Raw genomic sequence first — 26,553 nt, 5'->3', positions numbered from 1 at the left:
GCGGTAAGATTTGTTTCCTCGCGGAGGTCGTCGTAAAGCGCGTCTCGTGCGGTGGTATTGGCCGTGACGCACTCAGTGTAGGAGTTGTCGGACCAACAGAACTCAGCGGCACGATTGGCGCAGTGAAGGAACTGCCGGGCGGTTTCGTGGAGGTCGTTGCGCCGCTCGTCGGGAACGACGAGTTTGACGGGCGCGGTACGTCGGACCTCCATATTTCAGATGTAATGCTGACGGTTCTTAAGTATTCGGGAGGCGGGCGGTCACAGTATACCGGTTTTGTCGTCCCCTGGCGGTTTCCTCTCCGGCCTACTCGCTCACTCTGTTCACTCCTTGAGGCCGGAGGCTCCACCTCGAAAATGCTGAAACACGGATAGCTGGAGCACTGACAATCGCGCTCGCAACCGGCGGTAACCAAATGTTGATTGCTCGCTCGAGCGAACCCGGTCCCATGACCTCGCCGTTCGAGCGCCGGATAGCCGCCTGCCAGGATCAGCTCGCGGAGGAAGGGGCCGACCTGACGGTCTGCTTTCCAAGCCCGAACCTGACCTATCTGACCGGCTTTTCGGAATCGCCGTCCGAACGCCACCTGTTGTTGTTCGTCCCGCGAGCCGGTGAGCCTGCACTCGTCGCACCGGCGATGTACGAAGCCCAACTCGCCACGCTGCCGATCGCAGATCTCCAACTGCGCTGCTGGACCGACGACGACGACCCGCTCGAGGATGTCGCGGACGTGCTGGCGGCCTACTCGCTTGGGGACGGCGACGAGGCGACCGTCCTCGTCGACGATCGAATGTGGGCGACGTTTACCCAGGACCTCCGGGACCTGCTGTCGGACGCCGCGTTCGGACTCGCGAGTACCGCCCTCGAGCCGCTGCGGATCCGCAAGGACGACGTCGAACTCGCGGCGCTGCGCCGAGCCGGCGCGCTCGCAGATCGCGTTGCTCTCGAGATCCGCCGCCGTGGGGAAGAACTCGTCGGCATGACGGAATCGGAACTGGCAGCCGAGATCGACCGGTTGCTCGTCGCCGAAGGCGGCGAGGAACCCGCCTTCGAGACGATCGTCGCTGCCGGTCCGAACGGGGCCCGCCCACACCACCACAGCGGCTCGCGCCGGATCGAAGCTGGCGGCCCCATCGTGCTGGATTTCGGTGCGTTCGTCTCAGCCGACCTCGAGGCTGGCACGGGTCGCTATCCGGGTGACCAGACGCGCACGATCGTCATCGGCGACCCGCCGGCCGAGTACGAGCGTGTCCACGAAACCGTCAGGGAGGCCCAGCAGGCTGCGATCGACGCCGTCGAACCAGGTGTCACCGCAGGTACGATCGATCGCGCCGCCAGATCGGTCATCGAATCGGCCGGCTATGGCGACGCCTTCGTTCACCGCACTGGCCACGGCGTCGGCCTCGAGGTCCACGAACCACCGTATATTACCGCGGGCAACGACCGTGAACTCGAGCCCGGCATGGTCTTCAGTGTCGAGCCGGGGATCTACCTCGAGGGCAAGTTTGGCGTCCGGATCGAGGATCTCGTAGTGGTCACCGAGGACGGTGCCGAGCGACTGAACGACACGCCGCGTGGCTGGGAGACCGAGCTGTGACTCGGGAGGGATGGTCCATGCGATCGGCGCAGCCATGACACCGGGTTTCCGGTGAAATCAGGCGAGAGACCGATGGAAGCGCCACTATACGGTAACATGGTGTGAGGCGTATCCGCGCGAAGACTGAAAGCGAGACGACCGCAGGACTCAGGAGTCGTCGGTCTCGACGAGTACCTTCCGGACGACCTCGGGGTCCTCGAGCAACTGGTGTTCGGTATAGCTGCCCTCGGCGCTGCCGCCGCTCCGGCGGGCCTGCTCTAAGATATCGAGGAAGGCGTGTTCCTTGAGCAGGTCTCGAACCCGCCGCAGGGAGAGTGGATCGGATCGTTCTTGGCGGCAGATCTCCTCGTAGACATCGTAGATCTTCGTCGTCCGGAACCCGTCCTCCTCGGGCGTGTTGAGCGAGAGAACCGCAAGCGCCTGCAGGACGTACCGCGAGTGAGGCGTCGAGCCGCGGATGAGTTCTCGAAACCGATCCGTTTCGGCCCGCTCGCGGGCCTGAACGACGAACTCTTCGCGGACGGTCTCGTTGCCCTTCGACTGGGCGATCTCGCCGGCGTATCGGAGAATGTCGATCGCCTTGCGGGCGTCGCCGTGTTCGCGGGCCGCAAGCGCCGCAGCGCGGGGGATCACGGAGGGCTCGAGGACGCCGTCTTTGAACGCGTCGCTGCGGGCCTGCATGATCGACCGGAGCTGGTTCGCGTCGTAGGGGGGAAAGACGAACTCGCGTTCACAGAGACTGGACTTGACCCGCTCGTCGAGCCGATCCTTGTACTTGATCTTGTTACTGATCCCGATGACGCCGATCTTGCACGACTCGAGCTTGCCGGCCTCGCCCGCGCGAGAGAGTTGCATAAGAATGTCGTCGTCATCGAGCTTGTCGACCTCGTCCAAGATAACGAGGACCACGTCATACTGGGTATCCAACACCGTCCAGAGGCGCTTGTAGTACGTCGAGGTACTGAGGCCCTTGTCGGGGATTCTGATATCGGTGACCGCTGGCTCATTGAGCGTGTGGGCGATCGTCTGGACGGCCTGGGTTTCCGTATTGTCCTGGGCGCAGTCGACGTAGGCAAACGCCGACGTAACACCTTCTTCGCCCGCGACACGGACCAGTCGCTCCGAGATGTACTTCGCACAGAGGGACTTGCCGGTTCCAGTCTTGCCGTAGATCAGGAGGTTACTCGGGCTCTGGCCGAAAATCGCGGGGTTAACCGCGTTCGCGAGTTCCGAAATCTCGTCGTCGCGGCCGACGATTCGACCCTCTTCGGGTAAGTGGTTGATCTCGAGGAGTTCTTTGTTCTCGAAGATCGGGTCGTCGCGGGTGAACAGGTCGTCGCCGGAACTCGACATAGACGGACACCGTGTTTCCGGTGAAATAGCTGTTCCGTTTGGCGGCTGCGGCCGACCCCGGAGAGCACTCGGCAGTATCCGTCCTCGAGAGACGGATATACAGCCGATCGGGGCGTTCGACGACGGGTGCCGTGTCCGTGTCGGTGGCTGCGAACGATCGGTCGATGGTCGAAGACACACACACCGAGTTTCCGGTGAAACGGTGAGAACGGGGATATCGGTGCAGTCGAAACGGGGGTTGAACCAGTTCCGTTTCACCGGAAACCCGGTGTACGTGGTGAGATAAACTGCGGGGTTTCGTGGCCGGAAACGTGGCCACACCTCGATCGTCGCTTGGAGGAGATACTGAGATCAACCCTCGAGGTCACGAGAGCACGCCAATCAGAAACGGTGGATTCGGATGCGATGATCTCTAAGAGAGATCTATAAAAGCTTCTAATTCACTTAATGGACTGTACTCATCTTTGTAACTTATAGATATCTATTCTAGATCGAGTTCCCATCATTCGTGAATTCTCGTCAGCCGATTGTGACGCGTATCGTGCCTTCGTTCCATTGTTCCAGTTCGATGGGTCGTGTCGATGGCTCGGTTGGACTTCTAGTGAGTGTTCGTCCGATGTTTGGATGCATATGTGCCTGTTTCACCGGAAACCTGGTGTGTGTATGACGTTGCTGCTGGAAGCTACCGACGACAGTTCGTGACGTTTCACCGGAAACCCGGTGTGTGTGTGTCAGCACAGCCGTGGCGAATCGTGCGTGATAATCAGTGTGATTCACCGGAAACCCGGTGTGTCTGTTCGTCGGGATGCTCGAGATACCACTTTTCGTTTATCCGATCCCATCAGTACTCGAGTGGGACACACACGATTACGGACCTCGTGTTCACTCCTGGACGGAATCAGCCTTCGAACACGACTCCTATTCACCGGAAACCCGGTGTGTGCCACCCAGGGACAGACACTACCGTGTTTCAGCCGGTAGCGCCATCGGCAATCGCGCGAGAACCGGTTTCGACTGACGACGATTTCACCGGAAACTCGGTGTGTGAGCACCCGACACGATATCTTGGCACTCGTCACAGCGAGGGAGAGCCGCTTAGTAGTAGTAGAGCTCGAGTTCGTGGCCACAGTTCCGACACTGGGTCTCTTTCCCGAGGAGTCGGTTCGAATCGTTCTCTGCATGGATCCCGGGACCGGGTGGGATGGACGTGGCGATCGTCGCATCACACTCCGGACAGCCGATATCCATATCCGCATTCCCGGTTCGAGACATACCGTAGACGTACTCGTTGATCCCCGTTAGTTATCACAGTCGTACCGTACCGACAGGAATTCGTTTCGCTCCGTTCGATCACCGTACGGTCCGATTTACAAGCGGTATAGGAGAATGCCCCGGGGCTTGACCCCGAGGCGGTTCACACGGTGTAGGTTACGTCCTCGAAGTCGAAAAACGCCGTCTCGTAGCCGTCGTGCCGTGAGACCTGCGGCGGTGAGTCGACCGAAACTGTCACGCGGTCGCCGGACGTGAGGTCGTCGACGGCGACGCCGTAGTGGTGACCGATCTCGTCATCGAGCGCCTCTGTAAGTTGCCCGTCGTAGACGATCTCCCCGTCCCGTTCGACGGTCGCGGACAGGGACGTAAACGGGAGAACGATCCCGTTGTACGGCGTTCTGGGACTGACCGCCAGATACGAGCTACTGTCGGCGAGCCGGTCGGCGTCGGAGACGAGCGCGGCGAACGTCGCGTCGTCGCTGCGCTGGGCCTCGAGTGACTCTCCAGGTAACTCCTCGATCGGTGTGGCCTGTCCCATCGGGATGCTCTCGCCGTCACCACCGCCGTGTTCCATTTCCATGAGCGACAACGCCTCTCGGTTCCCCCGCTGTGATTCGGGGATCGTCTCGAACGACAGGTCGTGGATGTTCGATCGGACGTACTCGAAGTCGATCTCGAGTGTCCCCATCGATTCCAGTCGCTCCGCGAACGTGCCGGTCCGCTCGAGGCTGACCGGACCGACCTGAATTCGGGCCGTGTACGGTCCCTCGCCCGGCAGCTGGACGTTATCTCCGTAGTGAAAGCCCATCCGCTGGGAAATCATCGGCCACAGCGAGGAGGTACCGATATCGACGAGGTCGCCGTCCTGGCGGAGCTCGAGGCGCGCGTCCACCGGAAGGACGGTGTGTGTCTCACGGTCCCAGACGGTGACCATGAGGTGGAGACTGTCGTCGGCGGTGATCTCGACGAGTTCTTTCCCTTCGTCGGTTGCTTCGACGGTCCAGAACCGGTGGGGGAAGGTATACGAGAGCATGGCGGCGTAGTCGCCGTCGGTCGTCATCCCGTACATCCCCATCTCGTCGCGTGAGGAGGGGAGATAGACGGCGTTGGGCCGGTTCTCGACGAGCGGCGGGTTGGCAAAGGCGGACTCTTCTTCGAACCCGAGTTGCTCGAGACAACCGGCGAGACCAACGGTCCCGGCGGCTCCAGCTGCGGCAGTGCCACGGAGAAACGCCCGGCGGTTCATTACCCGGTGGTTGGAAACCGTCGACAAAACGCCTGTTGGTTCATCGATCGAACGCGATCCCCTGACGTTGATCGAACTCGATCTCTGATCTCTTGTCGCTTCCGCGCTCGTCTGTGCCGGCGGTTCCTATCGCGGCTGTCAGGATCGCATCCAGTAAGCAGCTGCTATCACTCTTCCTTCGCGAGGTGAACCAATGAGCCTTTCATCGCCCGCTCCTAGGACGTGAGTATGGACCGGCGGACGTATCTCGGCACGGTCGGAATCGCAGGCCTTACCAGTGTTGCCGGCTGCCTCGATGGAGTGCTCGGTAGCGAGGAGAGCGGAAATCCCGATACCGTCCTCGAGCCGCCGGAGACGGACTTGAGCGACGCATCACATCCGAGCTACGGAGACGAGTTCCCGGCAGTCAGCGTCCCCGATCCCTTCTCCGGCGAGACGATCTCGACCGACCAGTTCGAGGGCGAACGGGCCATGCTGATGACGTTCGTCTACACGAACTGTCCGGACGGGATGTGTCCTGCGCTGACGTTGCGACTTCGACGTGCACAGGAGGTCGCCGCCGACGAGGGGTACGGTGATGAGGCCGCCTTCCTCGAGATGACGTTCGATCCGGAACGGGACACGGAAGACGCGATTCGGTCGTTCGCAGACCAACAGGGCGTCGACCTCGACGCCGAGAACTGGCATTTCCTGCGCCCGGAGAGCTACGACGAGGCCAAAGAGATCGTCGACGGGACGTACGGTCTCCCTCTCAAGAAATGTCACAGAGGAGATGAGTGTTACACCGACGAATACGAGGAACTTGAGTACATGTTCCCGCATTTCACCCACATCTTCCTCGTGAACAAGCAGGGGATCGTCGAACGGGTCTATTCGAACGGCGCGAGTATGGAGATTTCTCGACTGATCGACGATTTCGAAACGGTGGTGACGGCCTGAATGCGTAGACGAGACGTCCTCGCCGGACTCGGGAGCGTGGGCGTCATTGGCGGTGCAGGAGCCGTCGCGTTAGGCGGCTTGCCGTCGCTCGACGGTGAAACGGACGATGAGAAAGAGCCAGTCGAACCACGGACGGTCGAAACGATCGAGGCACCGGGCAGCGAGGCTGGCGAGGTCCGCCTACCGGCAGCCGACCAACCGACATTCATCGATTTCTTCGCGACGTGGTGTGATCCCTGTGAAGAGCAGATGCCCGCGCTCATCGAAGCCCACGACCAGCTCGGTGACGACGTACGGTTCGTTTCGGTCACGAACGAGGCGGTCGGTCGCTCGGTGACGAAAGCGGAAGTCGTCGACTGGTGGGAACGGAACGACGGAAACTGGACGCTCGGGATCGATCCGACCGCGGAACTGAGCGCACAGTACTCCATCGCCGGCATTCCGTACGCCGTCGCAATCGACGCCTCCGGACGGATTCAGTGGTCGGCGGGCGGACAGAAGTCTACCGATGAGTTCGTTTCGGGCATCGAACAGGCACTCGAGACAGGAGGCCAGTAAGAATGGTTGACGCAGCGTTAACCACCTCGATCGTGTTCGGGCTGTCGACCGGCATCGCAACGTTTTTTTCGCCATGTGCGTACCCGCTGTTGCCAGGCTACGTCGGCTTTTACGTAAGTCAGACCGACGGTGACCAGTCGTCGCTCTCCGGGGCGTTGAGCCGCGGGCTGTTTGCCGGGCTCGGCGTCCTCGTTACGTTCACGGCACTGCTCGGGGCAACGTTCTGGATCGGGCAGTCGATAATCTCGTCGATCAAATGGTTCGAAGCCGGGGCTGGCCTCGTGTTGCTCGTCCTCGGTGCGCTGATCGTCGCCGGCCGTGCACCATCGGTCTCCGTTCCCCTCCCGAAACGGCGCTCGAGCACGTTCGGCTTTGCGATCTTTGGCATGGGTTATGCGCTCGCATCGGCGGGCTGTGTCGCGCCGCTGTTCATCAGCGTCGTCACCCGTGCGCTTTCGGTATCGACAGCCGATGCGGCAGTCCTCCTCGGAACCTACGTCGGTAGCGTCATCTTGCTGATGGTCTCGCTGACCGTCGCGACCGGAATGGGACTCGTCGCCGGGGCTGGCCGGCTGACGGCCTACTCCGGACTGCTAAAACGGATCGCGGGCGTGGTGATGATCGTCGCCGGGATCGGGCAACTGTATCTCGCGCTCGTCGTCTTCGATTACTTCAATCTGTTCTGATCGCCCTCTCCGGCGGACGGCCCGAATCAGCACTGGATTTCACCGAGGCAACGGAGTGGCTGCGTCGGCCACTCGCCCGAACTGACTCGAGAGAGGTGCGACGAATTGGGACAACGCCTCCCGGCAGGCAACGGCAGGTCCGGGATGTATCCCGCAGTCGCTTGAACGGGCGACTATGTATCAGGATCTGCTCCTCGCGACGGACGGAAGCGACGCTGCTCGCCAGGCGACCGAGCAAGGGATCGAACTCGCGGCCCAGCTCGATGCGACCCTGCACGTACTGTCGGTCTCTGAGGAGGGGCCACAAGCGACGGACAAACAGGACCGGCTTCGAACCGAGCCGGAGGAGGAAGCCGCCACAGCCGCCGAAGAGGCCAAAGAAGCGGCGGCTCGAGAGGGGATCGACGCGACGACGGATCTCCGCCAGGGCGTCCCACAGGAACAGATCGTCGACTACGCGGAGACGAACCCGGTCGATATGGTGATCGTCGGAACGGCCGGCCGCTCCGGGCTCGATCACCTGCTCTCGGGGAGCGTCGCCGAAGAGATCGTCCGAAACGCCCCAGTCCCGGTCCTCACGGTTCGAGCCCACTCCTAGCGGTCGCCAGCGCGGTGGGTCGTCCTCCTAATCCGTCGCTACGACCGGGTACGAGACCGATACTTAACCTGCGAGGGAGCGACGCAGTCGCTATTGTGGCCGGGCAGCCCGCTCGCCATGCCGTTTGCCCCCCTGACCCGACGAAACAGGGCCGACAGCGAGCGCGAGCTATCGGCACGACTTACCCGGAGGTGGCCGTTACGTGAGCGAGCGAAGCGCGACCGCCGTCGGCGACACGCCCCGTGTGCTGGTCGTCGGCGATGACGCTGCTGCCGACGATGCGAGCGACGCACTCGTTGCACGATTCACGGACGCGTCGATCCTTCGAGAGCGGACGCTCGAGGGAGCCAGCGAGCGACTCGCCGAGCACGATGTCCACTGTCTGGTCTGTCCGTTCGACGCGGAGACGGCCGACCGGTCGGGCACGCCCCAATCGATGCTCGAGCGACTCGCCGCCCACTCTGACGAGCGACCGATCGTGGCTATCACCACCGACGAAGACGCTGACCGCGCGCTCGCAGCTGGCGCGAGTGACGTCGTGGCTCCCGACGAGTCGCCGACGGTGCTGACCGCACGCGTCAGAACTGCTGCCGAGCGAGAACAGTACCGGCTGGCCGCTGCGGTTTCCGGTCGACGCCAGCGGTCGATCCTCGAACACGCTGCTGCCGTCGTCTGGGTACTCGACGCCGACGGGGAGATCGACTACGCGACGCCGGCGGTCGAGTCGCAGCTGGGATATACGCCGGCCGAACTCGAGCGGACGCCGATCGATCGGCTCGTCCATCCCGACGATCGCGAGGAGCTCGCAGAGATGCTCGCGACCGTCGTCGACGCACCGGTCGGCGCGACCGAACGCACCACCTTGCGACTGGGTGACGTCGATGGGACGTGGCGCGTCTCCCGGCTAACTTGCACGAATCGGCTCGCCGATCCGACCGTCGAGGGAATCGTCGTGACCCGAACCGGAGTGGGTGCGACGGCCGACACGGCCGTCCCCGACGATCTTCGTGCGGGCGTTGAGCGGCTTGCCGACGCGTTTTTGATCCTCGGCCCGCGAGACGAACTTCGATACGCCAACAATGCAGCGACTGCCCTGTTTCGACCTGACGGCCGCTCGAGCGACCCCACCGAGCTGACCGGCACCGTCGTCTGGGATCTCCTTCCGGACGACCTCACCGAGGTGCTGTTCGATCGCGTGCGCGCCACAGAGGCGACGGGCTCGGTCGAAACGGTCGACACGACTGCTCCGTCTCTCGAGGGCCGACTCGCCGTCCGCGTCCACCCTGGCGACGACGGCGTTTCGATCTACGCACGTACACAGCCCACTGACGCCGCGGCTGCGTCGGACCTGGAGCGACTCGAGCTCCTCGAGGCCGTCGTCGACGCGCTCGACGACGGGATCGCCGTCCTCGAAGGGACGACGATTCAGCTGGCGAACCCGGCGCTTCGAGAACTCGCCGACGCCGACGCGCTCGTTGGCCGCAACCTCGAGGTAGTGTTCGACGAGGATCTCGCAGCGGCCGTTCGAGACCGGGCTCGATCACCGGTCGTGCGATGGATGGAGCCAGTTTCCGGAACGCTCGCGACCGACGCAGCCCCGCCGGTCGACGTCTTCGTCGTGCCGCTGTCGGACCCCGATCGAACGCTCTGTGTCGTCCGTGACAGGCGCGACTCGCGCGCAGCCGTCCTGTCGACGATCCACGACACCGTGGCGACCATCCGCCGTGCAGAGACACCCTCGACCGTTCGAGACGCCACCACGGATGCCGTTCGTGAGTGTGCCGACGCCGACGTGGCCATCTGGTATCGTGTCGACGACGACCGGCTGCACCCGGCAGCGCTCGCGACGGCTGATCACGTCGTCGGTCGCGGTTCGATCGAGCCACCGCCGATCGACCTCGCCGGGACCCCGCTGGCAGCTGTCGTCAAGGACGACGAGACGACCGACCACCACGAGACTGCGTCGCCGACCGTCCACGAGCGTGCGGATCTCGACGCCGTTCTCGCTCGTACCGGACTCCGCGCCGAGCGGGTGCTCTCCGTCCCAGTCACGACGGGGGCCGTCGTCCTCGCGACCAGCACCAGCCCGCTGGCGTTCGAGGGGCTCGAGACGGACCCGATCGAGGCGGTGTCTGACGCCGCCGCGGTCGCTCTCGACTCGCTCGGGTGTGCCGAGGCTCTCCGTACGTGCCAGCACGATCGCTCGCACCTCGAAGCCGCTGCCGAGCAGACGGCGGTGGTGTGGAGCGCGGGAGAGTCGATTCTCGCAGCCGATCGGCGTGAGACGGTCGAACGGCAACTCTGCGAGGCGGTCGTTTCCTTGTCTTCCTTCGAGGCGGCCAACATCACACTCGCATGGGTCGGCCACGTCGACGACGGTCGCGAGACGGTCGTCCCGTCGACCTGGGTCGGCCGGGACGGCGCGTTCCTCGAGTCGACGGCAGTTCCGATGGGCGTGGACGCCGACGCGCCGACGGGAATTGCGGCAGCGACCGGCGAGGCGGTCGTCGTCGATGACCTCTCGAGCGAGCGGGGGACACACGATGACGACGGCCGATCGTGGCGACGGCAGCTTCTCGAACGAGGGGTTCGGTCCGTGCTCAGTATGCCGCTGATAGCTGACGGGATTCGCTATGGGACGCTGACCGCCTACGCGGCACAGCCGTCGGCGTTCGACGACCACACCCGACGTGCCTGCCAGCACCTCGCGTCGATCGCCGGCGCCGTGATCGGGGCGTTCGAGACGAAACGCGCGCTGCTCGCTGACCGGATCATCGAACTCGAGGTGGTCCTTCGGGACGACGCCGAGCCGCTATCTGCAATCGCCAGCCAGGTCGGGCGACGGCTCGACGTCCGAGCGATCGTGCCGCGGTCGTCCGGCGGGTCGACGGTGTTCTGTACGATCGGCGGAGCCGACGCTGACACCGTTCGCGATGCGATCGAATCGCTGTCGGCGGTCGATGCGGTGTCGATCGTCGAGCAGGGAGCTGACGGCCTCACGCTCGAGATCGGTGTCTCCGAACGCACTGTCGCAGAACCGATCGCGGACCACGGAGGCGTCCTCCAGTCGCTCACGCCGGTCGACGATCGGACCCGCCTCGAGATCGAACTCGGCGAACCGGTCGACGTCCGTTCGTTCGTCCAGCAGCTCGAGCGAACCTATCCGGGGACGGAACTCGTCGCTCGCCGGCAACGCGATCGCCCGCTTCGCTCACGCCGTCCGTTCGACGAGTTACACGAATACCTCTCCGAGCGCCAGCGCCGGACGCTCGAGGCGGCCTACTACGGTGGGTTCTTCGAGTGGCCGCGCGACCACACCGGGGAAGAGGTCGCCGAATCGCTCGGAATCTCCCAGCCGACGTTCAGTCGGCATCTTCGGCTGGCTCAGCGGACACTGTTCGCGTTGTTGTTCGACGAGCCGACAGCCGACTGAGGTGCCGCCCGGAGCTGCAACTGGACCGACTTCGCTGTCGACGATCCTACGGGAACTCCCCTTCTCGACAACTGGCGGTATGATCGTATTACTCCTGTCTCCACAGTTCGATAATACTGTATTTCCTCAGGCTGGCTGATCAGTCAGAACACGGACTAATGAATCAGTATTGAGTGAATCACCAGCTTCGATTCCGTATCTAGCGTCCACGATCATGTCCCCGGCACCTAATGAGCTATTCAATGAGCGTGTTCGCGGTAAGCGATTGTTACACTGGCCGTCTCCCCGGATGGCGGATGCACTCGTGAGCATCGATTTCGCCGACGCCACCGAGCGCCTCGAGACGACCGCCGACACGGCCGACGATCGGTCCCCGGTTCGATCGCAGGCCGACGGCGGGATCGTCGCGCAACTCCGACTCGACCACCCGAACTTGTTCTTGCGGCCGACGCTCCAGCACGCGACGGACGTGGCCGTCGAACCCGACTACTGGACGACCCTCGAGCCGGGGACGACGCTCGTGTTCGTCACCGTGTATGGAGATGCGTTCGATCGGTTCGAGACCGGCCTCGAGACGGATCCGACGGTCACCGACCCCGTACTCGTCGACCGGTATCCCGACAGACGGGTCTACCGAGTGACGCTCACCGACCGCGCGGTGACGTTTACCGCCACCACTGCTGCAGTCGGAGGCCGACTGCTCGAACTCTCGAGTTGCCGAAACGGCTGGCAGGTCCAGCTTCGGTTCGCCGATCGGGAGCAGCTCGTCGCCTTTAACGAGTACTGTCGGGACCGCGATATTTCCGTAACCGTCGATCACCTCCGCGTCTCCGATGACGGCGATGACACCGTCGTCGCGCTGACGGCGAAACAGGAGGAACTGCTCACGGTCGCACACGAAGAAGGCTATTTCGATGTCCCGCGTGGGATCTCCCAGGACGAACTCGCGGATCGACTCGACGTTTCGAAGTCGGCCGTCTCGCAGCGACTGCGGCGAGCGATCGGCGAACTCTGCGCGTCGTCACTTTCCAGCTAACGGACCTGTTGCTCCCCGTTGATCCGACGGCAGATCTCTGACTGAGAAGAACGAACAATGAGAGACAACAATCGATGTCGCTCGAGCGGAGCCAACTCGAGGAGTCCGCGTCGAAGTCGTCTTACTCGTCGGCGTCGTCGTCTTTCATCGAGCCGAGCTGGGAGACCAGTTCGTCCGTCGAGACGTCGGACTCGAAGGACATCTCGCCGTGATGATCGTTTTCGTGGACGTTGACGGCCTCTACGTCCTCATCGTTAGTCGTCTGCTCTTGCTGTTCGGACTCGTCGTAGCTTCCAAAACCCATACTTGTACCTCCCGGCCCACCACAAAAGGTGTGACGGTTCGTTCCGTCTGTCTATCCACAGCGGCGGTTCGAAGCGGGTCGATCAGGCCGACCACTCAATCGAGCGCCGGTCCGGATGTTCGACCGGTTTTGGGCGGGATACAGCCATCCGACACTGACTGTCGATCGTTCCGACTGCTATTGGGCGATCACTACCGATCGTTGGTGTCTCCGTACTCGAGCGCCGGGTCCGTGTTCGTTAGGCGTACTTTTGAGGCGGATCCGACAGTCCGTGCGTTTTCCGTGAGTGAGGTGCTCTCATTCGACAGTTCGTCGCCGGTGTCGGTTCGCGACGTCGTAGTCCGCTGTGAGCAGCAGTAAGCACAGCCGACAGCCAGTAGTCGAGTGCTTTCCTGCTACGCCGCTCAGTAGTCCGTCTATAGTAATGGGTTCGGGAGGTTTGAACTCCCCTCATGGTTGCATACCGTTTGTCTCGACCAAGTATCTCGACGTGGCCGTCGGCCACGAGGCGGTCACCGTCGGGTGCACAGCCCAGACAGGCCGCCGTCCCGTCCGCCAAATCGGTGCTTCTCTCCGGGCCGTCCGACCACTCCCAGCGGCCCAACAGGCGGTGATCGATCGATGTGTGGAATTATCGGTCGCGTCGGCGACGGGAACGCCATCGAGCCACTGTTGACGGGACTCGAAAACCTCGAGTATCGTGGCTACGATTCGGCGGGTGTCGCCGTTCAGAACGGCTCCGGCATCGATATCGAGAAACGCTCGGGGAAGGTCGAAGAGCTGAAAGAATCGATCGGCGAACCGCTGCAGGGAGAAGTCGGCATCGGACACACCCGCTGGAGTACCCACGGGCCGCCGACCGACGCCAACGCGCACCCCCATACTGACGAGAGCGCGGACGTTGCCGTCGTTCACAACGGGATCATCGAGAACTACGCCGAGCTCAAGGAGCGACTGGCCGCCAACGGCTACGAGTTCACGAGCGACACCGATACCGAGGTCATCCCGCATCTCATCCAGTACTACCTCGACGCGGGCTTCGACAGCGAGCGTGCGTTCCGCCAGGCGATCAGCGAACTCGAGGGCAGCTACGCCGTCACCGCCATGATGTCGGGCGAGCACGTTCTCTACGCGGCCCGGCAGGGCTCGCCGCTGGTCGTCGGCGTTGAAGACGGCGAGTACTTCCTCGCGAGCGACGTCCCCGCGTTCCTCGAGTACACCGACAGCGTGGTCTACCTCGAGGACGGCGACGTCGTCATCGTCGACGAGAACGGCGTCGAGTTCACCGACCTCGAGGGGAATCCAGTCACGCGCACGCCCGAGACGGTCGAGTGGGACCCCGAACAGGCCGGAAAGGGTGAGTACGACCACTTCATGCTCAAAGAGATCCACGAGCAGCCGACCTCGCTGGCCCAGGCGATCGAGGGCCGGATCGATACCCGGAACGACCGGATCGCGCTCTCGGATTTCGAACCGGGGACGTTCGACGACGTTGAGAGCGTCCAGTTCGTCGCCTGTGGGACGTCGTATCACGCCGCGCTCTATGGCTCGCTCGGACTGAACCAGGCCGGCGTCCGATCGACCGCGCTGCTGGCCAACGAGTACAGCGTCTCCGCGCCGCCGGTCGACGACGACACGCTCGTCATCGCGGTCACGCAAAGCGGCGAGACCGCCGACACATTGAACGCACTCCGACAGGCCACCGCCGAGGGCGCACGGACGCTCACGGTGACGAACGTCGTCGGCTCGACGGCTGCTCGCGAAGCTGACGATGCCCTCTTCATTCGCGCCGGGCCGGAGATCGGCGTCGCCGCGACGAAGACGTTCTCCTCACAGGCCGTCATGCTCACGCTGCTGTGTCAGCGTATCGCCGCCGACCGGCAGGGGGAGCCGCCGGCCGACCTCGAGTCGCTGTTGCCGGCCGTCGAGTCGATGCCGAGTGCGCTCGACGAGGTGCTCGACTCCTCCGACGCCGCGGCGATCGCCAGGCAGTACGACGACAGCCAGTCGTACTTCTTCATCGGCCGCGGGCTCGGGTTCCCCGTGGCGCTCGAGGGCGCGTTGAAGTTCAAGGAGATCACCTACGAGCACGCCGAGGGCTTTGCCTCCGGTGAGTTGAAACACGGGCCGCTGGCACTGGTCACGCCCGACACACCGGTGTTCGCGATCTTCACCGGCCAGGAAGACGAGAAGACCCTGAAAAACGCCGAGGAGGCCCAGACACGTGGCGCACCCGTCGTCGCGGTCTGTCCCGACGAGCACGCCGCCGTCGCGGTGGCCGACGAACATCTCGCCATTCCCGACACGAACGCCAAGCTGGCGGGACTGCTGGCGAACGTCCAACTCCAGCTCGTCTCCTATCACGCCGCCGACCTCCTCGATCGCCCGATCGACAAACCGCGAAACCTCGCGAAAAGCGTCACGGTCGAATAAGACGACAGCAGGCCGTGAATCGGCCACGCGGCCGATTCGGTCACTATTCTCGAGCACCACACTGTCGTGTCTTCTCGACTCCGATCTCAGTGCAACGGTAAGCGATTCGAGGCCGCAGAACGTGAGGCCACCCCCGTAGTTCTGAGCCCACACGGCATCGGTAGCGACAATTCGTACTCGACCGCTGTCGAACGTGGAGGGTCCGCGGCGATTGAGACGCGATGACGATGTCCCCGCTATCGTGAATATCGAACACACCCTCCAATTCAGGCAGAGGTTTGCTACTGCATAAACGACACACCAGATCACTCCGGGCCGCCGGCGCGATCATCTGTGGGCGGTTTTCCCATAATCACTACGAATTGAGTGGCCCGCACAGACGAGAGAGATCGACTCGGCTCGAAGGCAACGAAATGTGAACACAAACACAGTAATTTCGGCCCGAAATACGGTATTTCGAGAGGGTAATATTATATTTCTCAGGAGAGTGGCGCTGATACGTTCGATATCCGGAGTGTTTCGTTCGAGTGCTACTCGTCGCCAACTGACTGACCGAGCGGTGGTCACACTGATTATGCGGTCTATAGTAAATACCGTTCTGTGGCTATGGACTGTTGATGTCGACGGACCCATCCGCGAAGTGGACGCCAATGACGTCCGGCCAGCAAACGACTGCCCCCCGATGTGTCAACTGTGGCAATCAGGTGACTCGACAGTTCGCTCGTGTCTTCGGTGACAACCGGGACGTCGTTCACGCCTGTCCCGACTGCGCGACGTACCGTGAGATGAAGACGTCCGATTTCATTCCGAAAGACGCCCGATAACTGGTCGTGCCAGTGGTGTCTGTCTGCCAGCACTTGTCGATGACTCCCTTCACGCGGGCCACCCCGAACCGGTCAGTTAAGACCTCCTCGTGACGGTTTCGGTCACCAGTGTCTGTGCGTCCGCGAACAACGTTTCGGCGTCCGCTGCCGACCGCGCTTCCGCCGTCACGCGGATCAACGGCTGCGTACCACTCGCGCGAAGCAGGAACCACCCGTCTTCGGTCTCGACCCGGACGCCGTCGAGCGTCTCGATGTCGTCGTAACGGTCGTGCACCGCCTCGCTGACTTCGGCCATCACCCCCTCCTTGTCCGTTACCTCGATCGACGTTCGCCGGATGGGATAGCCCTCGATCTCGGCGACGAGTTCGGACAACGGCCCTCGATCCGCGACGAGTTCGACCAGCTTACACGCCGCGAGCGGGCCGTCGGGACACCGCGTTTCGTCGGGCCAGATCCACGCCCCACTCGGCTCGCCGCCAAAGACGACGTCCGGTTCGGTCGTCCGTTCGGCGACGTAGACGTCGCCGACCTGTGTTCGCGTTACCGACGCGCCGACGGTCTCGAGCGCGTCGTCGACGGCGAGGCTCGTGTCGACCGGTGCTGCGACGCGATCCCCGTCACCGGCTGCCTCGCGGGCGAACAGGGCGAGCAAGGCGTCTTTCGGGACGAAGGTACCTGTCTCGTCGACGGCGACCATCCGATCGGCGTCGCCGTCGTGGCCGATCCCTACGTCGGCGTCCGTCTCTGCGACCAGCGTCGACAGCGTCTCGAGAGTCTCCGCGTTCGGCTCGCTGGGCCGGCCGGGGAAGGAACCGTCTTCCTGACCGTTGAGCGTCCGGACGTGACAACCCAGTTCGGAGAGCACCGCCGCGGTAACGCCGCCGGCTCCGGTGCCGAGATCCACGACGACGCTGAGTGGCCGCTCGAGATCGACCGCCGCGGTGAGTGCGTCGGCGTGGATCGATCGAACGCCGTCGTGACCCGTGCGATCGCCGACGCCGTCCCAGGCGGCCAGCTCGTAGTCGTCCTCGCGAATCCGGCGTTCGATCGCGTCGCGTTGGTCGGGGCCAAACGCCTTCCCTGACGGGTTCCAGAGCTTGAGCCCGTTGTCAGTCGCCGGATTGTGCGACGCCGTCACCACGACCCCCGCGTCGGCCTCGAGCGGGTCGATCGCCCGCGCGACCGTCGGTGTCGCCTCGACGCCGACCGTGACGACATCCGATCCACACTCACACAGGCCCGCGCTGACCGCGTCGACGAGCATCGCACCGCTGTCCCGAACGTCACGACCGACGACGACCCGATCGTAGCCCTCCGAGGCAACCGCACGACCGACGGCGAGCGCTACGTCCGCCGTCACCTCATCGCCGACGCGACCGCGAATGCCACTGGTTCCGAACATATCGGCTCTGAGACGGGCGAGTGCCTTACTATGCACGGGTTACTTCCGAACCGAGCGGGATGGGATCGATTCGAGCATGGCGGATACCGCCGCTCTCAGACGCCTGTCAGCGCTGATCGCGAACGCCATGACGGTGTGGATCCCACGAGCGAAACCGTCTTCCGTTAGTTCCTCCCTGTGATTCTGAACTGTCAGTGCCGTATATAGGACTCACGCGGATACGCTCGAGTGTACGATGAATCCGGCACAGCGTCTCTCCCACTACCGGTCACCCACAGCCGATACGATCGCCATCCGAACGGCCCCTCCGCGTCGTCCAGCAACCGCTCCCAGTCTCCAGACAGGTCGATCCGTATGAGTGCGACCGAACCGAACACCGAGGGCGACGAGCGAGCAGAGCGTGACGAGGCGGGCGACGTGCTCGGCGATCTCCCGCCCAGCGCGAAACTGGTCTACAAGGTCCTCGAGTACGAGGCGCCGCTGACCCAGGAGGGGATCGCGGCCGAGTCGCGGCTCTGTCCACGGACCGTCCGCTACGCGCTGGGGAAACTCGAGGATCGGGGACTCGTGACCAGCCGTGCCTGTCTCGAGGACGCACGGCAATCGAAGTATCGAATCGACGCGTAAACTACCCCACCCTACTCCCTCGGCGCTCCGCGCCTCGGTCCTTGAGGCCGGAGGCTCCACCTCGAATTACGCTGAAATTCGTCCGGTACCGGGTGCGGCAATCGGCATCCGAACGACTTTGACGGCTTCGCTACCGGTGTTTCTGATACTGGTCGACCAGCAGGTCGACCCCGAACGCGCCCGACGTGATCTCGTAGTGGATCTCGAGCCGCGGGTTGAACTTCGCCTTGTACCGGTTGATGCTTGGAACGCCGGCACCGACGAGGTCGTACTCCTCGATTCCCGCGTGGAGGCCATCGCGCATGACGTGCCAGTCGAGCAGGTCGTTGATCGCGATGTCGACGTCGGCGTCCGGTTTGACGCCGCCCTGCCATCGATACCGCGTCCGATCCGACTCGACGACGAGAATCCCGCCGAGGAACTCGCCGTCGACGCGACAGACGTAGGGCCGGATCGCGCCCTCGGGAAGCTGTTCGTGGACGGATCGAGCGAAGTCGACGCTCAGTCGGAACGGCTGGCCTTGACTCTCGTAGCGCTGGCGGACCTTTTCGACGATGCGTTCAACGTCGTCCGTATCACCTTCCTCGATGGTGTAGCTGTCCTCGTCGGCGTTCCGGATGTTGCTTCGTGCGTCGCTGCTGAACCGATCGAGTAGGTCGTCTTCGGAGCCATCGAGGTCGACGACGTACGTGTGGCTTGGCTTGACGTCGTAGTCGTTCCAGACGAACGGACGGACGTCGTCGAGCTTGCCGGTGACGAACTTGCTATACAGCGGCGAGAGTTCGGTATCGATCCACTCGAGACAGCCGTCGATGAACCGTTTGATCCGGCGGTCGGCCTTGCGCTGTTTGAGCTTGTCGATGTTCAACAGGGCCGGGCCAAGATACGTCGTCCACGAGTGCGGTGCCGGGGAGAACGCGCCGGTCACCGGCCCCTTGGTGTATTCGAAGACGGGGAAGATCCCGACCGGCTCCTGGCCCTTGAATCCGGCGAGGAGAAACGGTTTCGTGTCGGTATCCGTTGCCTGCAACCGGAGCGCTTCCGCACGGAAAAAGGGGTTCGAGCCGTCCGAGCGTTCGACGTACCGGTTCCACTCTTCCGCGTCGGCGTGCGGGTTGAGGGTGCGGATTTCGACGGTCATAGATACCCCAGGTCGGAGAGTCGGTCTTCGACGGCCCCATCGTCGGTTGCCGTGATCGGCTCGGGATCGTACGCCGGATACGATCGTTCGGTGCTCCCCTCGATGACCGGCAGTGGATCGCCGTCCATTGCGACGTCGATCGGAACGTCGAACAGCGAGCAGATCGTCGGCGCGATATCGAAAATCGTCGCCCCGGTGAGCGGAGCGGACTCGTCGAAGGCCGATCCGGCGGCCGCGACGATCCCAGTCCGCTTGTGGTTCCACCGCTCCATCGGCTCGCCGAACTGGCCGTTCCCGAGGGACGCGGCGATCGCGTTGTCGAAGTCCGCCGGGACGGTCAGGATGTCGGGTGCTTTCTCGAGATATGGTCCCTCGAAATAGGTCTCTCTGGGTTCGACGGCGTCGAACATCGGGTCGCCGTCGGGCGTCCGAACCGCCGACAGTTCGTCGATGAGCTCCTTGCGGACGCGCTCGTAGTCGTCGGTCGGCACCTGGCCGTTCGGCTCGCGACCCTCGAGGTTGATCCGGACGCCGAGTTCGCTTTTCGAACGGACGTACGCCCGGGAGTTCGGGAAGTCGACCTGCTCGCTTGCCGCCCGGATCATGTCGTTTGGCACCCGCTTGCCGATCGGCTCTTTCAGTCCGACAGTGTCGAGCGCGTTCGCGACCCGCTGGGTCGTGACCCCGACTTTCGCGGCCAGGTTCATCGCCCGCTCGAGCGTGCTCGGTCCGTCGTCGCTGGCGTCCGACCCCTCGAGTAAGTCGTTCTCCCAGGATTTCGACCAGTCGGGCATCCCTTCGCCCCCGCTCTGGGCGCTCACGTACCCTTTCGATCGGAGGAACTCGTTGACCCGGAACTCGTCGCCGGTCACCTTCCCCATGCCGTGATCGCTGACGAGCAGGACGTTCTCGGGGTCGGTCCGCTCGATGGTCTCCTCGAGCTGGCGGTCGACCGCCCGATACACGGCCTCGATCGCCGCCTTGTCCCCTGGGCGCTCGTGAAACACCGAGTCAGTCTGCTGGAACTGGAGGAAGCCGAAATCCGGCGCGATCCGCCGACAGAGGTATCGAAAGGCCTTCCCTCGGAGTTCGATCGTCCGCTCGTAGCCCTCGATCGACCGGTCCGATGCCGGGCTGTTCTGGGGATAGATCCAGTAGTCGCCGCCACACGCCAGTTTGACGTCCTCGAGGATCCCCTCGGGGTGACAGTCCGGGTCCTCGGGGGCGGTCAGTCCCGGAATCAGGGCCCCGTCGAACGCTCGAGCGGGATGGGTCACGGGCATGTTGACGACGACGCTCGAGTACCCGTGCTCGCTCAACAGCTCCCAGACCGGTCGTTCCCGGACGTGAGTCGCGTTGACGACGTCCCAGTCGTAGCCGTCGAACGAGAGGAAATCGTAGACGCCGTGTTTGCCCGGATTCTTCCCGGTATACAGCGATGGCCACGCGCTTGCGGTCCAGGGCGGGATCTGGGATTCGAGGGGGCCGGCAGTTCCCATCTCGAACAGCCGCTGGATGGTCGGCACCTCGCCCGATTCGAACAGGGGCTCGAGTATCGGTCGACACCCGGCGTCGAGTCCCACGACGAGCAGACGAAGGTCTTCTTCGTCCGTCGAACTTGCCATGGGTGCGGTATGTGGTCGGTTTGGCTTTGTTATGCAATTGCTGGATGGCTGTAACCTCGTACTGGTCGGCTGTACGGTCGGAATAGCGCTCACCGCGGCGTGTCTCGCGGCGGCTGTAAGGATCGATTGTCGCCCGATTCCGGCGAGTATCGTCTACATCACTAAGGAGTCAGGTGATACCGTATTATGCTGATGCGCACCGCGACTGGTGTTCGTCGACACCGATTCGACAGATGATCAGCGCTACCCCCTCCGTGTTCGACGCGTCGCTCACACGGTCGGGGGATGCAGGAATCGACGCGTTCGTCGACCGACACGCCCCCGACGTCGACTACACGTACTACGGTGCTGGCAAGGTCGCGCTCCGTGACGGCCTCGATGGCCTCGCCGAGCCCGGCGAGAACGTTCTCGTCCCTGCCTACCTCTCGCCAGCCGTCGTCGAACCCTTTTGTGACCTCGGGCTCGAGCCCCGATTCTACGCCATCGAGGAAACGCTCGCGCCCGATTTCGCCGATCTCGAGGATCGAATCGACGACGATACCGTCGCCGTCATGTCGGTCAACTACTTCGGCTTTCCCCAGCCCGGCCTCGAGCGAATTGCGTCGCTGACCGACGAGTACGACTGTTATCACATCGACGACAATGCACACGGCCCGATCAGCGTCGCGGACGGGACGCTGCTCGGGACTCACGGCGATCTCGGGATCACGACGCTGCGGAAGCTCCTGCCGATCCCCGACGGGGCGGTGCTCTACCGTACCGCCGACGAGGTCAAAGCGGAGTACGCTCCGTCGCCGCTTGCCGGCAGCGCAGATCGGATCGCGGCCGCCGACTGTCGGTTCGTTACAACCTCGGCCGCCGAAACTGCCCTCGGCCCGCTTTATCAATCGATCGAGTCGATGCTCGACGACGGGGCCGACGACCCGTCGTCCGTGGACCCGAGTGCACGATACGAGGCCACCAAAGCTCCGATGTCGAAGCTCACAGCGATGGTCACTGACGCCGCCGATCCGGACGCGATCCGAACTGCCCGCCGAGAGAACTACCGGACGTGGCAGCAGGTGTTGGCCGACCGCGAGGACATTTCGATGTTCTACGAGCGGCTGCCGGAGGGTATCAGCCCGTACGAGTTCCCCGTCCGAGCGCGCGATCCGGACGCGTTTCTGGCGGCGCTTCACGACTGTGGCGTCGTAGGTGCACACACCTGGCCGATACTCCGCCAGTCCGTGTTCGAGGCCGACGGCTACGACACGGCGACCCGTCTCTCACAAGAGGTCGTCACGCTGCCGGTCCATCAGGGGATCGAGCCGGCAGCGATCGAAGCGGCCGCCGATCGGCTTCAGCGGTGAACGTCGTCGCTCAGCGCGTACCGCCGGTCTTCCGTCCGCTCGAGGACTCCTTCGGTCCGCAACTCCGAGAGCAGACCCTGGACCGCGACCCTCGAGCGCTCGACTTCTGCTGTGAGGGCCGCTGCCGCGAGCGCTCCGTGCTCGTCGAGGGCCCTCAGGACTTCGTGTGCCGTCTCGCGCGAACACTGCGAGCCCTCGCACGCGCGATCGACGCGATCGCCGACGGCCGTAGTCGCGAGTACCGTCTCGAGGTCGCGTCCGTCGGTAGGAGGACGCGCCGACTCGTCGCGTGCAGGTGTTGCTGCGTCGTCCTCCGTATCGGTGTCCGCAATCGATGCCGTGGCTGCGTCCCAGTCGACCGGCGTGTAGCCGAACTCGAGGTCGTCACCGCCGGCCTGCAGGATCGTCGATCCCTCGTCGGTTCCGGTCTCGTCTGCGGTCTCCTGTTCGGTGGCGGCCTCGCGTAATCGCTCGTTTTCGTCCTGCAGGCGGCGCAGTTCGTCTTCCAGGGTCTCGATCCGGTCGTCGCGTGCCTCGAGTTGCTCGCGGAGGTCGTCGCGTTCGGCCTCGAGATCGGCAATCTCCTCGTGGAGTCGGCGCAGGTCTTCGCTGCCGCCGGGGAGTTGTGACTGGACCGTCTCGGTGTTCTGCAGGGCATCGGCCATCTGTTTCGCCGCACTCGAGACGTCCCGCGCCGAGGACAGTTCGTCTTCCAAGGTCTCGATGCGCGTTTTTTTCTTCTCGAGTTCGGCCTCGAGTTCCTGGATTCGGTCCTGTTTGCGGTCCTTCCGTTCGGAGATCTCTTGCAGGTCGCCGACCAGTGCATCGGAGACGGACTTGAGTTCGGGACGCTCGAAGTCGTCGAGTCCCGGCGTCGCGCCAGCGTCGAAGGTCCGCTTGCGGCGAAACTGGATCTTCCGGACGTCGGTTTCGGTCCAGTCGGTCTGGACGAACGCCTGCCCGTCGTCGAGCTCTGAGACGAGTTCCGCGTACTCGGTGTCGATGATCCGACCCACGACTTTCGTGTCGTTGTCCCAGGTCAGCCGGTGCCAGACGAGCCAGTTGGCCTGCGTGATGAAGTCCTTCTTGACGTCGGCCGGCCGCTGGCTAATTCCCAAAATCCCGAGGCCGTGTTTGCGCCCGCGTTTGCTGATCTTGATTAGCAGATTTCCGGTCTCGCCGACGCCACCGCCCTCCGGGATGTACTCGTGGACCTCCTCGACGACCAGCAGGAACGGCTTCTTGAGTTTCTTCTCCTTGACGAACAGGTTGCGAGCGACCTCTCGGAGCAGTTCGTCGGCCACGTCCTCGTCGAGATAGCCCGAGACGTCGAGGATGACGGGGACGTTCTCCTCGAGTGCGATCGTGGCCATCTGTTCGGCGTGTTCCGGGCCGATCTGGATGTCACACTCCTCGTCGGCCCCGGCGTGGAGCATCTCGTACTCCTCTTTGAGCCCGTAGTACTCCCCGTCCGTGTCGACGATCAGGAGGGGATAGCCGGCCTCGAGCAGTTCCTCGGCGATGACCGACGCAGTGTTCGACTTTCCGGAGCCGCTCTTGCCGGTCGCGAACCCGCGCCCGGTGAGGACTTCGATGACGGGCAGTTTGAGATCGGCACCGTCTGCCGTTTCGCCGACGCGGATCTGTCGCTGCCTGGCTTCGTCGCTCACCGGTCGACCACCTCAGTGACGCGCGATCCGTTCATGATATCTGTACTGTCCGAACACGTGACCTTGAAGATTGGCCTCGGGCGGTATCCAGTCGGGCGTTCCTGATCAGTTGTATCGTCCAGCCAGCACGATCAGCAACAGAATCGTCCCAAGACCGGTAGCCGTAACAGTGAGCGCAAATGTCGGACTCGTAAGGGGGAGACTCGCCAGATAGGCCGTGATTTGGCTGATCACCCAGGCAGAAACGACAGCGGTGAGTGCAAGTGCTATGATGAGGAGCTCATAGTCAAACCACGTCTTGAGTCCTTCCAACGACGGCACAGTGTCTAATTATACACGGACTGATATGATCCTTCAGAAGCACTGTCATGTACACATCCAAGCGATACCCGCTTGACAGGGCTGCTCGAGCCAAGGCCCTCGTGCGATCGGGATACAGTGACGTTCAGTGGTTCGTATCAGTTTCAGTGTCTCGCTCGACGGTCTGCTCGCGGATCGTCATCCCCTTGCGCCCCAGATGCTGGAGCTGTTTTCGCGCGAAGTCCTCCTCGCGCGTGCCCCGCGTCGCCAGCACGTAGACGAGCGCGCCGCCGGCCGGTCGCATCGTCCGGCCCGCCCGCTGGGTTCCCTGTCGGCGCGAGCCGCCCAGCCCGGAGGCGACGATCGCCAGGTCGGCCGTCGGCAGGTCGATCCCCTCGTCGCCGACCCGCGAGATGATCAGCAGATCGCGCTCGTCCCGCCGGAACTCCTCGAGCAGCCGTCGACGCTCGTGATGGGGCGTTTCCCCGCTGAGGAAGGGGACCTCGAGCGCGTCGGAGAGTTCCCGGCCCTGCTCGAGATAGTCGACGAAGACGATGGCCTTCGCGTCGGGGTGGGCCGACAGCAGGTATCGCACCTCGTCGATCTTGCCGCGGTTTTTCGCGGCGATGCGGTACTTCTCGCGGCCCTCGGCCGAGCCGTAGGCGTTGGCCTGCTCGTCGTCGCCCCACGGCACGTAGCGGATCTCGAGTTCGGGTTCCGCGACGAAGCCGGCCTCGAACAAGGCCTCCCAGTCGGTGCCGATCGGTGGGCCGACGAGCGTGAAGATCTCGGTCTGGCGGTCGTCTTCGCGGATGGGGCTAGCGGAAAGCCCCAGGCGGTGCTTGGACTGTAAGTGCGTACTCCGCCGATAGACGTCCGAGGGGACGTGCTGGCACTCGTCGAAGATCACCAGCCCCCACTCGCGGTCGTCGAACAGCGAGCGGTGGCGGTCCATCCCCGCGATCTGGTAGGTCGCGATCGTCACCGGGCGGACCTCCTTGCGGCCGCCGTGGTACTGGCCGATCTGGTGGGCCTCGAGCGAAGTGTACTCGACGATCGCATCGGCCCACTGCTGGGCGAGATCACGACTCGGCACGAGAACGAGGGTTTCGCCCTCGACGTGGGCCATCGCCCCCATCGCGGCGACGGTCTTCCCGCTTCCCGGCGGGCCGACGAAGACACCCTCGCCGGCCTCGGCGAATCGATCGACCCAGGTCTGCTGGTAGTCGCGCAGTCGAACCCCCAGTTCGATCGGTAGCTCCTCGCCGGAGGCGAGTTCGCGGTGGTCCTGGACCGGATAGCCGGCTTCGTAGAGAATTCGCTTGATCGCGGCCTCCGATCCCTCACGGACCCAGTCTTCGGTTTCGGAGATCGGCGCGTGGACGTGTTCCTCGTCGAGTTTCTGCCGGGCGACGTTGCCCATGATTTCTGGTGTTTGGGCCTCGAGCACGGTGTACCCCTCCTCGTGGGTCACGAGCCGGAACTGGTGTGCCCGGTCCCACTGGCTTTCGACCCACTCCTCGAGCGATTCCGATCGCTGGCCCAGCGCCTGACGCATCGTCCGGGCTAAGTCGTCGAAGCGATCGTGGGGCGTGCTCCAGACGTCTTCCGGCCGGACGACGTAGCGATAGCCGTCCTCGCCGTTGGCATCCGCGAGGTGGGCGAACTGGGAGAGTTGCGCGCGCGTGAACTGGTCGGGCCGGTCGACGATGATCTCGCGGCGCTTCGGAAAGACGACGACGCGCTCGCGGTCGGTCAGGTCCTCGAGTTCGCTGGGATACCAGACGACGGGGTCTGTGGACACGGAGAGTCGCTCGAGGGCACCCGACTCGGCGAGCTTCTCGAGCCGGTCGCTGGCCGCTTCGTGAGGAATCTCGAGCGCACGAGAGACGGCTGCGGCGGTCAGCACCGGCCGACCGGCCTGTTGGCTGGCGTCGTGGAAGTCGGCGATGGTGAACGCATCGTCTTCAGCGTTCTCCTCGCCGGCGTCGGTCGGCGTCGCAGCACCCGACACGTCGGAGTCGCTTCGCTGTTCGTCGGAGGGCGTCGAAGAACGTTCGTCGGTCACTGGGGGTCGTAACGTCGGTATGGGTAAACCGATTTCGTTCGGGGTCTCGAACCGACGGCCCTCGTCGCGACTGCACTGCCGATCGACTCGCT

The 26,553-nt window shown here is 63.7% G+C and carries 20 protein-coding genes and 1 pseudogene; 11 read left to right on the top strand and 10 right to left on the bottom strand.

All coding sequences use genetic code 11. From position 1 onward, the window contains the following. Window positions 1-212: pseudogene (locus ACFR99_RS12435) on the bottom strand (RNA-guided endonuclease TnpB family protein); the annotation flags it as partial. 236 nt (window positions 213-448) lie between these two features. On the opposite strand from ACFR99_RS12435, the gene ACFR99_RS12430 reads away from it, so the two are divergent. Continuing rightward, complete coding sequence (locus tag ACFR99_RS12430; protein WP_390287816.1) at window positions 449-1,597, top strand: M24 family metallopeptidase; 1,149 nt, start codon at window positions 449-451, stop codon at window positions 1,595-1,597. A 147-nt stretch (window positions 1,598-1,744) separates the two neighbouring features. Here the strand turns inward: ACFR99_RS12430 and ACFR99_RS12425 are convergent, their stop codons facing one another. The 3 genes from ACFR99_RS12425 to ACFR99_RS12415 all read right to left on the bottom strand — a co-directional run bounded on the left by ACFR99_RS12425 (window position 1,745) and on the right by ACFR99_RS12415 (window position 5,468). Further along, window positions 1,745-2,950, bottom strand: coding sequence for a Cdc6/Cdc18 family protein (locus ACFR99_RS12425; RefSeq protein WP_390287814.1), 1,206 nt, complete (start codon window positions 2,948-2,950; stop codon window positions 1,745-1,747). 1,095 nt (window positions 2,951-4,045) lie between these two features. After that, window positions 4,046-4,222, bottom strand: a complete 177-nt coding sequence (locus ACFR99_RS12420; RefSeq protein WP_390287832.1) for a hypothetical protein — start codon at window positions 4,220-4,222, stop codon at window positions 4,046-4,048. A 142-nt stretch (window positions 4,223-4,364) separates the two neighbouring features. After that, window positions 4,365-5,468, bottom strand: coding sequence for an iron transporter (locus ACFR99_RS12415; RefSeq protein ID WP_390287812.1), 1,104 nt, complete (start codon window positions 5,466-5,468; stop codon window positions 4,365-4,367). 228 nt (window positions 5,469-5,696) lie between these two features. Between ACFR99_RS12415 and ACFR99_RS12410 the strand changes: the two genes are divergently transcribed. From ACFR99_RS12410 to ACFR99_RS12385, 6 genes are all read left to right on the top strand, one after another. Beyond that, on the top strand, window positions 5,697-6,407 hold the full coding sequence (locus ACFR99_RS12410; protein WP_390287810.1) for an SCO family protein: 711 nt from the start codon (window positions 5,697-5,699) through the stop codon (window positions 6,405-6,407). After that, entirely contained in the window at window positions 6,408-6,965 is a 558-nt protein-coding gene (locus ACFR99_RS12405; RefSeq protein ID WP_390287808.1) for a TlpA family protein disulfide reductase, read from the top strand. Window positions 6,966-6,967: 2 nt separating this feature from the next. Further along, window positions 6,968-7,651, top strand: coding sequence for a cytochrome c biogenesis CcdA family protein (locus ACFR99_RS12400; protein WP_390287806.1), 684 nt, complete (start codon window positions 6,968-6,970; stop codon window positions 7,649-7,651). A gap of 175 nt (window positions 7,652-7,826) precedes the next feature. Continuing rightward, a complete protein-coding gene (locus tag ACFR99_RS12395) occupies window positions 7,827-8,249 on the top strand; it encodes a universal stress protein (protein WP_390287804.1) in 423 nt (140 codons plus the stop codon). Between the two features lie 202 nt (window positions 8,250-8,451). Further along, the gene (locus tag ACFR99_RS12390) at window positions 8,452-11,682 is read left to right on the top strand and encodes a bacterio-opsin activator domain-containing protein (RefSeq protein ID WP_390287802.1); all 3,231 of its coding nucleotides are present in this window, start codon (window positions 8,452-8,454) and stop codon (window positions 11,680-11,682) included. 289 nt (window positions 11,683-11,971) lie between these two features. Then, window positions 11,972-12,718 (top strand): helix-turn-helix domain-containing protein, encoded by a 747-nt coding sequence (locus tag ACFR99_RS12385; protein WP_390287800.1) that lies wholly within the window; start codon window positions 11,972-11,974, stop codon window positions 12,716-12,718. Window positions 12,719-12,839: 121 nt separating this feature from the next. Here ACFR99_RS12385 and ACFR99_RS12380 read toward each other — a convergent pair whose 3' ends face one another. After that, window positions 12,840-13,022 carry a DUF5786 family protein gene (locus ACFR99_RS12380; RefSeq protein ID WP_008011878.1) on the bottom strand — a complete coding sequence of 61 codons (183 nt, stop codon included), beginning with the start codon at window positions 13,020-13,022 and terminating at the stop codon, window positions 12,840-12,842. A 621-nt stretch (window positions 13,023-13,643) separates the two neighbouring features. Between ACFR99_RS12380 and glmS the strand changes: the two genes are divergently transcribed. Together glmS and ACFR99_RS12370 are read left to right on the top strand one after the other, a co-directional pair. Then, entirely contained in the window at window positions 13,644-15,455 is a 1,812-nt protein-coding gene (gene glmS, locus ACFR99_RS12375) for a glutamine--fructose-6-phosphate transaminase (isomerizing) (RefSeq protein WP_390287798.1), read from the top strand. Window positions 15,456-16,072: 617 nt separating this feature from the next. Continuing rightward, window positions 16,073-16,279, top strand: a complete 207-nt coding sequence (locus tag ACFR99_RS12370; protein ID WP_373617812.1) for a DUF7563 family protein — start codon at window positions 16,073-16,075, stop codon at window positions 16,277-16,279. 76 nt (window positions 16,280-16,355) lie between these two features. Here the strand turns inward: ACFR99_RS12370 and glmM are convergent, their stop codons facing one another. Next, window positions 16,356-17,681 (bottom strand): phosphoglucosamine mutase, encoded by a 1,326-nt coding sequence (glmM, locus tag ACFR99_RS12365; protein ID WP_390287796.1) that lies wholly within the window; start codon window positions 17,679-17,681, stop codon window positions 16,356-16,358. Window positions 17,682-18,035: 354 nt separating this feature from the next. On the opposite strand from glmM, the gene ACFR99_RS12360 reads away from it, so the two are divergent. Beyond that, a complete protein-coding gene (locus tag ACFR99_RS12360; protein ID WP_390287794.1) occupies window positions 18,036-18,308 on the top strand; it encodes a MarR family transcriptional regulator in 273 nt (90 codons plus the stop codon). A gap of 130 nt (window positions 18,309-18,438) precedes the next feature. Here ACFR99_RS12360 and ACFR99_RS12355 read toward each other — a convergent pair whose 3' ends face one another. Both ACFR99_RS12355 and ACFR99_RS12350 read right to left on the bottom strand, forming a co-directional pair. Beyond that, window positions 18,439-19,449, bottom strand: a complete 1,011-nt coding sequence (locus tag ACFR99_RS12355; protein ID WP_390287792.1) for a lipid II:glycine glycyltransferase FemX — start codon at window positions 19,447-19,449, stop codon at window positions 18,439-18,441. After that, on the bottom strand, window positions 19,446-21,074 hold the full coding sequence (locus tag ACFR99_RS12350) for an alkaline phosphatase family protein (RefSeq protein ID WP_390287790.1): 1,629 nt from the start codon (window positions 21,072-21,074) through the stop codon (window positions 19,446-19,448). Before ACFR99_RS12350 ends, ACFR99_RS12355 begins: the two co-directional genes overlap by 4 nt. 233 nt (window positions 21,075-21,307) lie before the next feature. Between ACFR99_RS12350 and ACFR99_RS12345 the strand changes: the two genes are divergently transcribed. Then, complete coding sequence (locus ACFR99_RS12345; RefSeq protein ID WP_390287788.1) at window positions 21,308-22,423, top strand: DegT/DnrJ/EryC1/StrS family aminotransferase; 1,116 nt, start codon at window positions 21,308-21,310, stop codon at window positions 22,421-22,423. Here ACFR99_RS12345 and ACFR99_RS12340 read toward each other — a convergent pair. Further along, the gene (locus ACFR99_RS12340; protein WP_390287786.1) at window positions 22,414-24,093 is read right to left on the bottom strand and encodes an ATP-binding protein; all 1,680 of its coding nucleotides are present in this window, start codon (window positions 24,091-24,093) and stop codon (window positions 22,414-22,416) included. The two genes, ACFR99_RS12345 and ACFR99_RS12340, sit on opposite strands and share 10 nt — an antisense overlap. A gap of 445 nt (window positions 24,094-24,538) precedes the next feature. Beyond that, on the bottom strand, window positions 24,539-26,461 hold the full coding sequence (locus tag ACFR99_RS12335) for a DEAD/DEAH box helicase family protein (RefSeq protein ID WP_390287784.1): 1,923 nt from the start codon (window positions 26,459-26,461) through the stop codon (window positions 24,539-24,541). Window positions 26,462-26,553: the final 92 nt, after the last annotated feature.

Source organism: Haloarchaeobius amylolyticus (genome assembly GCF_042678045.1).
GTDB lineage: Archaea > Halobacteriota > Halobacteria > Halobacteriales > Natrialbaceae > Natrinema > Natrinema amylolyticus_A.
The sequence above is the reverse complement of the archived record's forward strand: the minus strand, read 5'-3'. Positions and strand labels throughout refer to the sequence as shown.

Excerpts from the sequence above, each read along its gene's own strand:
- ACFR99_RS12430 (WP_390287816.1), top strand. The coding sequence starts at position 449 with ATGACCTCGCCGTTCGAGCGCCGGATAGCCGCCTGCCAGGATCAGCTC.
- ACFR99_RS12425 (WP_390287814.1), bottom strand. The coding sequence starts at position 2,950 with ATGTCGAGTTCCGGCGACGACCTGTTCACCCGCGACGACCCGATCTTC.
- ACFR99_RS12420 (WP_390287832.1), bottom strand. The coding sequence starts at position 4,222 with ATGTCTCGAACCGGGAATGCGGATATGGATATCGGCTGTCCGGAGTGT.
- ACFR99_RS12415 (WP_390287812.1), bottom strand. The coding sequence starts at position 5,468 with ATGAACCGCCGGGCGTTTCTCCGTGGCACTGCCGCAGCTGGAGCCGCC.
- ACFR99_RS12410 (WP_390287810.1), top strand. The coding sequence starts at position 5,697 with ATGGACCGGCGGACGTATCTCGGCACGGTCGGAATCGCAGGCCTTACC.
- ACFR99_RS12405 (WP_390287808.1), top strand. The coding sequence starts at position 6,408 with ATGCGTAGACGAGACGTCCTCGCCGGACTCGGGAGCGTGGGCGTCATT.
- ACFR99_RS12400 (WP_390287806.1), top strand. The coding sequence starts at position 6,968 with ATGGTTGACGCAGCGTTAACCACCTCGATCGTGTTCGGGCTGTCGACC.
- ACFR99_RS12395 (WP_390287804.1), top strand. The coding sequence starts at position 7,827 with ATGTATCAGGATCTGCTCCTCGCGACGGACGGAAGCGACGCTGCTCGC.
- ACFR99_RS12385 (WP_390287800.1), top strand. The coding sequence starts at position 11,972 with ATGGCGGATGCACTCGTGAGCATCGATTTCGCCGACGCCACCGAGCGC.
- ACFR99_RS12380 (WP_008011878.1), bottom strand. The coding sequence starts at position 13,022 with ATGGGTTTTGGAAGCTACGACGAGTCCGAACAGCAAGAGCAGACGACT.
- glmS (WP_390287798.1), top strand. The coding sequence starts at position 13,644 with ATGTGTGGAATTATCGGTCGCGTCGGCGACGGGAACGCCATCGAGCCA.
- ACFR99_RS12370 (WP_373617812.1), top strand. The coding sequence starts at position 16,073 with ATGTCGACGGACCCATCCGCGAAGTGGACGCCAATGACGTCCGGCCAG.
- glmM (WP_390287796.1), bottom strand. The coding sequence starts at position 17,681 with ATGTTCGGAACCAGTGGCATTCGCGGTCGCGTCGGCGATGAGGTGACG.
- ACFR99_RS12360 (WP_390287794.1), top strand. The coding sequence starts at position 18,036 with ATGAGTGCGACCGAACCGAACACCGAGGGCGACGAGCGAGCAGAGCGT.
- ACFR99_RS12355 (WP_390287792.1), bottom strand. The coding sequence starts at position 19,449 with ATGACCGTCGAAATCCGCACCCTCAACCCGCACGCCGACGCGGAAGAG.
- ACFR99_RS12350 (WP_390287790.1), bottom strand. The coding sequence starts at position 21,074 with ATGGCAAGTTCGACGGACGAAGAAGACCTTCGTCTGCTCGTCGTGGGA.
- ACFR99_RS12345 (WP_390287788.1), top strand. The coding sequence starts at position 21,308 with ATGATCAGCGCTACCCCCTCCGTGTTCGACGCGTCGCTCACACGGTCG.